At 34.0% G+C, this 7,703-nt stretch carries 7 protein-coding genes and 2 pseudogenes; 4 read left to right on the plus strand and 5 right to left on the minus strand.

Going from position 1 to position 7,703, the window contains the following annotated elements; genetic code table 11:
- Position 1: 1 nt before the first annotated feature.
- From ACODS7_RS15885 to ACODS7_RS15895, 3 genes are read right to left on the minus strand one after another with little or no spacing between them, the layout of a single operon-like run.
- Positions 2–808 (minus strand): ABC transporter permease, encoded by an 807-nt coding sequence (locus tag ACODS7_RS15885; RefSeq protein ID WP_000368798.1) that lies wholly within the window; start codon positions 806–808, stop codon positions 2–4.
- Positions 801–1,565 carry an ABC transporter ATP-binding protein gene (locus ACODS7_RS15890; protein ID WP_000009022.1) on the minus strand — a complete coding sequence of 255 codons (765 nt, stop codon included), beginning with the start codon at positions 1,563–1,565 and terminating at the stop codon, positions 801–803. Before ACODS7_RS15890 ends, ACODS7_RS15885 begins: the two co-directional genes overlap by 8 nt.
- Before the next feature lie 11 nt (positions 1,566–1,576).
- Entirely contained in the window at positions 1,577–2,584 is a 1,008-nt protein-coding gene (locus ACODS7_RS15895; protein WP_000733140.1) for an ABC transporter substrate-binding protein, read from the minus strand.
- Positions 2,585–2,704: 120 nt separating this feature from the next.
- Between ACODS7_RS15895 and ACODS7_RS15900 the strand changes: the two genes are divergently transcribed.
- The 3 genes and pseudogenes from ACODS7_RS15900 to ACODS7_RS15910 all read left to right on the plus strand — a co-directional run.
- Positions 2,705–3,001 (plus strand): DUF3986 family protein, encoded by a 297-nt coding sequence (locus tag ACODS7_RS15900; protein ID WP_243168587.1) that lies wholly within the window; start codon positions 2,705–2,707, stop codon positions 2,999–3,001.
- 10 nt (positions 3,002–3,011) lie between these two features.
- Positions 3,012–3,242: a hypothetical protein gene (locus tag ACODS7_RS15905; protein ID WP_000578980.1), complete on the plus strand. Its 231-nt coding sequence runs from the start codon at positions 3,012–3,014 to the stop codon at positions 3,240–3,242.
- A gap of 103 nt (positions 3,243–3,345) precedes the next feature.
- Positions 3,346–3,417 (plus strand): annotated as a pseudogene (locus ACODS7_RS15910) (DUF2196 domain-containing protein); the annotation flags it as partial.
- Between the two features lie 82 nt (positions 3,418–3,499).
- Here ACODS7_RS15910 and ACODS7_RS15915 read toward each other — a convergent pair.
- On the minus strand, positions 3,500–4,753 hold the full coding sequence (locus ACODS7_RS15915) for a glycosyltransferase family 39 protein (protein ID WP_243168588.1): 1,254 nt from the start codon (positions 4,751–4,753) through the stop codon (positions 3,500–3,502).
- A 291-nt stretch (positions 4,754–5,044) separates the two neighbouring features.
- Between ACODS7_RS15915 and ACODS7_RS15920 the strand changes: the two genes are divergently transcribed.
- Positions 5,045–7,114 (plus strand): LTA synthase family protein, encoded by a 2,070-nt coding sequence (locus tag ACODS7_RS15920; protein ID WP_029443471.1) that lies wholly within the window; start codon positions 5,045–5,047, stop codon positions 7,112–7,114.
- A 210-nt stretch (positions 7,115–7,324) separates the two neighbouring features.
- On the opposite strand, the pseudogene ACODS7_RS15925 reads toward ACODS7_RS15920, so the two are convergent.
- A pseudogene (locus ACODS7_RS15925) lies at positions 7,325–7,654 on the minus strand (alpha/beta fold hydrolase); the annotation flags it as partial.
- Positions 7,655–7,703 lie beyond the last annotated feature (49 nt).

Raw genomic sequence — 7,703 nt, forward strand, 5'->3', positions numbered from 1 at the left:
GTCAGCTTCTTTTTCTTTTTCCAATTAGAATTTTTTCAAATGCCTCAACAAATACATACATAAGAGTTGCAAGAACACATGTGAGTAGTACGCTAAGTAAGACGAGTGTGAAGTTAAAGACTTGGAATCCGTAGCTAATTAAGTAGCCAAGTCCTTGTTTGGAAACGAGAAGTTCTCCGAAAATAACACCGACCCAGGATAAACCAACGTTTACTTTTAACGTTGAGATAATTGCTGGAAAAGATGCAGGGAGAACGACTTGCTTATAACATTGCCATTTATTTGCACCAAATGTGTCCATCACTTTTATATAGTTAGAATCGACTTCTTGAAATGCACTGTAAATAACGAGAATGGTAATGATGATGGAAATGATTACTCCCATTGCGATAGAAGATGAAATGTTTGGACCGAAAATAACGATGATGATTGGACCGAGTGCAACTTTTGGCATTGCATTTAGGACGACGAGATAAGGATCAAGTACGCGGGCTAGAAGTGGCATCCACCAAAGGAACGTGGCAATAATAGCACCAAGTACTGTTCCGAGAATGAAGCCTACTCCTGTTTCCAGTAATGTCGTCCATATGTGGACCCAAAGTGAACCGTCGATCCATTTCGTTAAGAAGAGATCCCAAATACTCGAAGGAGAGCTAAAGAGTAAAGGATCAATCCATTCTTTTTTACTAGCTATTTCCCATAGTGCAAAGAAAAGAATAAGTAGTAAAAGTTGTAGCGAGCGAGCAATCCAAGCGCGTCTGCGTTCGTTCTTTCGAAATTGTTCATGTAGTTGTTTGATATTATCCAAGTCGTTCCAGCTCCTTCCATATATCTTGAAAGAGGGCTGGGAAATCGTAGTGATGGCGTGCTTCTAACGGTGATAAAGAACGGATACTTTCCGGGACGATAAAGGTTTTTGCGATTTTTCCGGGATTCGCTTGCAGTAAATAAATACGATCACTCATCGCAATCGCTTCTTCAATATCGTGAGTAACAAGTAGTGATGTTTTCTTATATTTATTTAGTAAGTTGAAAACGAGTTCTTCTAGTTTTAACTTCGTTTGATAATCGAGTGCGGAGAATGGTTCATCTAGTAATAAAATTTTCGGATCAGTCGCTAATGTTCGAACGAGAGCGGCACGTTGACGCATACCGCCGGATAGTTCACGAGGATATTGTTCTTCTACACCATGCAGACCGACTTGTTTTAAAAGGTTTAAAGTATGTTCTTTCATCTGCTCATCATAAATCTTTCGAATATGAAGTCCGAGCATAATATTTTCTTCAATCGTTTTCCAAGGGAATAAGTAATCTTGTTGCAACATATATCCCATAGATGATGTTTTCGTTGTAATCGGTTCACCATCTAAAAAGACGATACCGTCAATTGGATCAAGTAGCCCAGCAATGATTGAGAGGAGCGTTGTTTTACCGCAACCACTTGGACCGAGTATAGAAATAAATTCGCCTTCTTCCACTTGTAAGCTCATATCTTCGAGAATAAGTTTGGCATTCTCTTTTGCAAAAAAACAGTGAGAAACGTTACGTATTTGTAAAAAACTCATACCCTTCGCCTCTATTTCTTAATAACGCTTTCGGCAATTTTTGTATTGACGAGCGCTTCATGTGGGACTTCTTTTTGTAATTCACCAGCGTCTTTCATAATAGTTTGGAGCTGTTTCCATTCTTCCGCATCTAATAGTGGATTTGTTGCATAAGAATGTTGCTTTTTGTACCGTTCAATTACTTTTACTGTTATGTCTTTTGAAGTGTCTTTAAATAGCGGGGAAACGGCATCAGCAATTTCTTCTGGACTATGTGTATCAACCCATTGTTGTGCTTTATAGAGCGCACGTGTGAACTTTTCAGCAGCAGCTTTATCTTTCTTTAAGAAACTTTCTTTTGCCATGAACGTTGTATAAGGAACAGTACCAGATTCATTTCCGAATGAAGCGACGATATAACCTTTACCTTCTTTCTCAAGTATACTTGCAGTCGGTTCAAAGAGCTGTACAAACTCTCCAGTACCAGATGCGAAGGCATTTGCAATATTAGCAAACTCGATATTTTGAATTAAGTTTGTATCTTTATGAGGATCAATGCCGTTTTTCTTTAAAACATATTCCCCCACCATTTGCGGCATGCCGCCTTTACGCTGTCCTAAAAACGTAACACCTTTTACATCATTCCAATTAAAAGAGTCTAGTTTTTTACGTGAAACTAAAAATGTCCCATCTGTTTGTGTAAGCTGTGCGAAGTTAATGACAGGGTCTTTCGCTCCTTGTTGATGAACGTAAATAGACGTTTCAGAACCGACGAGAGCAATATCAATTCCGCCAGATAATAGGGCGGTCATCGTTTTATCGCCACCAGCTGTTGTTTGTAGGTCAATATTTAGTCCTTCATCTTTAAAAAATCCTTTTTCAATCCCAACATATAATGGGGCATAGAAGAGAGAATGGGTAACTTCGCCGACGCGAATGTTTTGAGTTTGTTCTTTCGTACCTTCTTTTTTACTACTACAAGCAGCAAAAGTAAAAACAGCTAGTAACATGATGCAAAAAATCGCGATTAATTTTTTCACTATATAACACCTCCTAGAAGTCACTCTACAAGCATGATATGTAGGTAAGTGCCCATATGTGAGTGTAGATAGCAGGAATTTTTTGGGTGGTAAAGAAGTACAAATATAAGGGGTGATAAAATGGAGTGCGAATACGATGATAGCGTACATTTACATCTTGATTATTTCGGGACAGAATGTGATATGGAATCGATTGCTTATAAGAGGAAGAATGAAGACGTATGGGATGTGTATTTTAATTTTGGAGTATACGGTATTCAGAAAGACGATGTAGAGTTAGGGAGATTTATGGACGAATATGCTGGTCATTACGTTTTTTCTGTACATGCTCGCGATCTTAGCTGGGAATTTGGAAGTGCCCAGTTTGAAGAGTGGGTTTTGAAAAATCGGATAGTAGAAAAAACGCTACAAAAATAGGAGGAATTTTGTGATTGGATTTCTCATCTTATTATTTATTTTTGTGGCCGGATTTTTTATCATGCAAATGCTTATTTACCGATTTGCAAAGAAAAACATCCATAAATATACAAAAATAAAATGGTTTCATATGTGGCTACATATGAATATGAAAAAAGGTCCGAGATTAGATTTTTTTGATTTTGTAATTATAGTACTCGTATGTATCGTATGGAAAATATGGCTGCTTCCTTTTATATAATACACATGCTAATCATTTTCTCTTTTATCATAAAATAACGAAAAGAATCTGTCTTGTGGCAGGTTCTTTTCGTTATAGTAATTAAAAATGAGCATTTATAAGAAAAACAGTGAGTGGTGTTGTGAAAGATATTTTCACAAATACAGAAAAACATACATACGGAATTAAAGTGTGATTACAGAATGGACAAATTGGCCGTGTGCAAAGTGTGGGGTAATAAGAAAGAGGTCGTCCAACGGTGGGCGACCTCTTTCTTATTATGCTTGCTTAGTGCGGAAGAATGGAAGCTTCTGCACAATGTGAATTAATCCGTATGCAAGAATTAAGCACATAAGAGGATTAATGAAAAATCCATAGCGATTAATTGCTAAGAATAAGTTTGAGAAGATAATGTAAATAATAGAACTTGCTACTAGCATCATAACGCGTTTATGTTTAAATGAATTTAGCATGAAGCAGAAGCTGCTCAAGAATGTACCGAGGATAAACACTCTATGACATAGTTGCATAAAGTTGTGAATACGGTATTGGTCTACAGCAGGAGCTGTTTTGAATAATTCAATTGTTTTACCGACAGTGAACCAAGAGAACCAATAAGTGAAGTCCGTCTTAAATCCGTTCTTGATTAATTCTTTTGCGTATGCACCTTTGTCATCTAAGCCTTTAGCTCTCATTTCATTTACTATATTTTCATATCCAATTTTATTAAATGGATCTGCACCGGCAATTAGTGGATCTGCACCTTGGGTTGAGAATAAAATAAATTGGTTGAGTGCTAAGTAGTTACGAACAACCCATGCGCCAATAATAAAGAAAGGTCCGATAAGCCATAACAATCCGATTCGAATGGAGTCTTTAAATCCATATGTAAATAACACAACAAGAACAGGAATGAGCATCATTGGAGCTGGATTTGGACGGAACATAAGTAAGATTGAAACGACAATTCCAAACCATATATGGAATTTCACTTTATTGTATTTCCATGCGAGAACAAATACATATACACATAACGCCAATAAGAATATGGATGGAATTTCTGTTAGCAATGTACGGAAGTATGTATAGTTACTTGGATAAATAGCATATAAAATACTTGCAACAATTCCATAAATGTTTTTTTCGAACAATTCTTTTCCTATTAAGAATACTAATAGCACTGTGCAAAGGTTCATGATCATGTTAATAACAGTTGCTACGTAATAGTAAGGAATTGATGTAATATCAGAAATAATCATAGCGCCAGCTAATAGTAATGGCTGACCTGGTGTGATATATGCATTTTTCCCTGGAACTTCACTAGGTTCTAAATACACATAACCAAATACACCATGTTTTAATAGTTGTTCAGCTGTTAACGAATAGTTAAAGGCATCATTTGCACCATATGTTACTTTGACTAACTCTCCATCTAATCCTGGCTGTTTTACTAAACAAAAAACGTGCAACAGGAAAGACAGCGCCAAAATTGCATATACCGCTTTAGGCAAACTCTTAAACTTAGTAAGCAAAAATGAGCAACTCCTTTTTTATTAATTCTTTCGTATTTTTATGTGAAATCTTTAATAGTATTAAGGATTTCCAAAACATAGTTATTATATCATAAAGTGGAATGCTGAAATTAAGTTTTTCAAGAATGAGTAATTTGTATACCACAATTTAACTATTGATTAAGGAAGTATTAAGGAAATATATTTATAGAAGAAGCAAGTTTGCAGACGAAATATAGGATATATGTTATTTTAATAGAAATAGTTTTTACGATGCGGGGTGAAATTAATACATAGAAACGAGGGAATGAATTGAAATATGGTTCTACACTTTTTCATCTTCCAAAAAGAAATATATTAATTTCTAGCATTATAAGTAGTATGGTAACTTTATTAGTAATAACTATGCTGTTTATGATTTTAAAGGTTTTTAATTTAGACACGATGAAAGATCATTTAAATCAAAAGCTTGTTTTAAGTGTTATGATGATTTTCATATGGGGCATAACATTTTATATTACACATTTCAATAAAAAAGAGATGTCTATATGTAAGGCATCCCTGAGAGTGCATTTTATATTATTTTTGCTAGCTCATACAGTAGCATTATTTTATATTGTCATGCAAGTTAATATGAGTTTCATAGAGACAATGAATTGGATTTACATTTATAATATGCAGTTTATATTAAGTGTTGTAGTAATTTATGCAATATATATTCTTGTATATAATTTAATAGGTAAGGTTTTTCTAAGTATGGTTTTAACGAGCTGTACGTTAGTCATTTTAGGTATTGTGAATTATTTGAAGCTTATTTTCAGGGGTGATCCGTTATATCCTTCTGATTTCACACAAATTACGCATATGCAATCTGTTATACCGATGGTGATGGACTATTTTAGCTGGAGTTATATTTTTGTCATTATCTTAAGTATCGTAGCTTGTATTGTTGCAGGGATATATATGAGAAGATATATTCAAAATGTAAAGATTCATCTAGGAATAAGAGCTTTATTAGTAGTAGGATCTATTTTTGTTCTATATGCGTACGGTAATTTTGCGAATACATTTATGAATAAAGTATTTCAAAAGTCAGGTGTAGATTTTGTTTTGTGGAATCAAAATGAGAACTATGCTTCAAATGGTTTTGTACTAGGGTTTATTAGCAATTTAGATACAACAGTTATGGAAAAACCAAAAAATTATTCTAAAGAAAATATGCTTCAAATAGCAAACGATATAAAAAAACAATATAGTGGAAATATAGGGAACGAAAAGAAAAAAGAGAAACCGAATATTATTTTTGTAATGAGTGAATCGTTTTGGGATCCGACGAAAGTAACCAACCTTTCATTTAGTGAAGATCCTGTACCAAATTTACATCATTATATAGAAAACTTTCCTGGTGGACAAACTATTTCTCCTACATTTGGGGGAAATACAGCGAACGTTGAATTTGAGGCATTAACGAGCTATTCAATGAGTTTGTTAAAGCCAGGTTCTATACCATATCAGCAGGTTATTACAAATAAGAAAGAAATTCCATCAATCCCTACGGCGTTGAAAAAAGAAGGTTATTACACAAGTGCAATTCATTCATTTGGTCGCACATTTTTTAAACGTGATGATGTATATAAGGTGTTAGGATTTGATAAGTTTAATGCAGATGACACGATGGAAAATGTGGATATTGATGGAGATTATATTAGTGATTTAGCGATGAGTAAAGAGATAATTGCTGAGTTAGAGAAACAAAAACAACCTACATTTATTCATGCAGTTACGATGCAAAATCATTTTCCATTTACAGAGGGCCGATTTGGTGAAAACCTAATAGAAATTAGCGGTCTAGAAAATGAAGAATCAAAGGGAGAATTAGAGACATATACAGAAGGATTAAGACGTTCAGATGAGGCTCTTCAATATTTAATAGAGCAACTAGATAATTTAGACAGACCTACATTATTAGTATTCTTTGGAGATCATCTTCCATCATTAGGAACAAATAAATCTTTTTATAAAGAAAATGGGTATATAACGAATGAAAAAACACCGAGTGAACGTTTATCAATGGCGCAAACGCCGCTATTAATGTATGCAAACTTTGATATGCCAAATGATAATTTAGGTTTAGTAAGCCCAATCCATTTTTCTAATCTTATTTTTGATTATACAGGATTAAATAAATCCTTATTTTATCAATTTTTATCGGAACTTTACAAGGAAATACCAGTGCTTAGAGATGAATTAAAAGTTGATAAAAATGGAGAAGTAATCAATGATTTAACAAAGAAACAAAAAGAAATGTTAGAGCAATATAAAATGCTTCAATATGATTTACTCGTTGGAAATCAATATAGTAAAGATATCCTCTTTAAATAAAAGAAACAAAAAGAACTTGTATAACGATACAAGTTCTTTTTTCATAGTATTTAACGGGGTAACCAGACAAGCTGGGTTTAGGGAGTATTACTTGTACATTTAGTATATATGAAAATGTAATCGTTTTATTTGTGTGTTTGTGAGAAATGTGTGAATTTTATGTTTTGTAAAAAAACGATTATGTTAACTTTCATTCTTGTATTGCAGTTGTTATGCCTGTAAAAATTTTATCAGTTCTTTATTTAAGTCATCCGCTTGATCGATTGGTGAACCATGGCCACTATTTGTAAGAGCATGTAACTGAGAATTTTTAATTCGTTGTTGCGTAAGCTCAGCACTTTTGTAAGGAATTAGTTGGTCGTGAACGCCGTGGAAGATTTTTGTTGGGACGTTAATTTTATTTAAATCTTTCGTTACATCTTCATTTGCAGCTGCTTGTAAAATTTTGATAAGGGCATAAGAAGCGGACTGCATACCGAGATAAGAAAACCATTCAAGGGTTGCGGCTCCTAAGTTTCTATTAAAAAAGGATAAAGTGTAAATGTCAAGATGATCATGTACATTTTCACTTGTTTAAGCATGTACAAAT

The sequence above is a fragment of the Bacillus sp. FG16 genome (assembly GCF_057809515.1).

Bases quoted from the DNA above. Each gene is read 5' to 3' on its own strand.
- ACODS7_RS15900 (WP_243168587.1), top strand. From the start codon at position 2,705: ATGGAGTGCGAATACGATGATAGCGTACATTTACATCTTGATTATTTC.
- ACODS7_RS15890 (WP_000009022.1), bottom strand. From the start codon at position 1,565: ATGAGTTTTTTACAAATACGTAACGTTTCTCACTGTTTTTTTGCAAAA.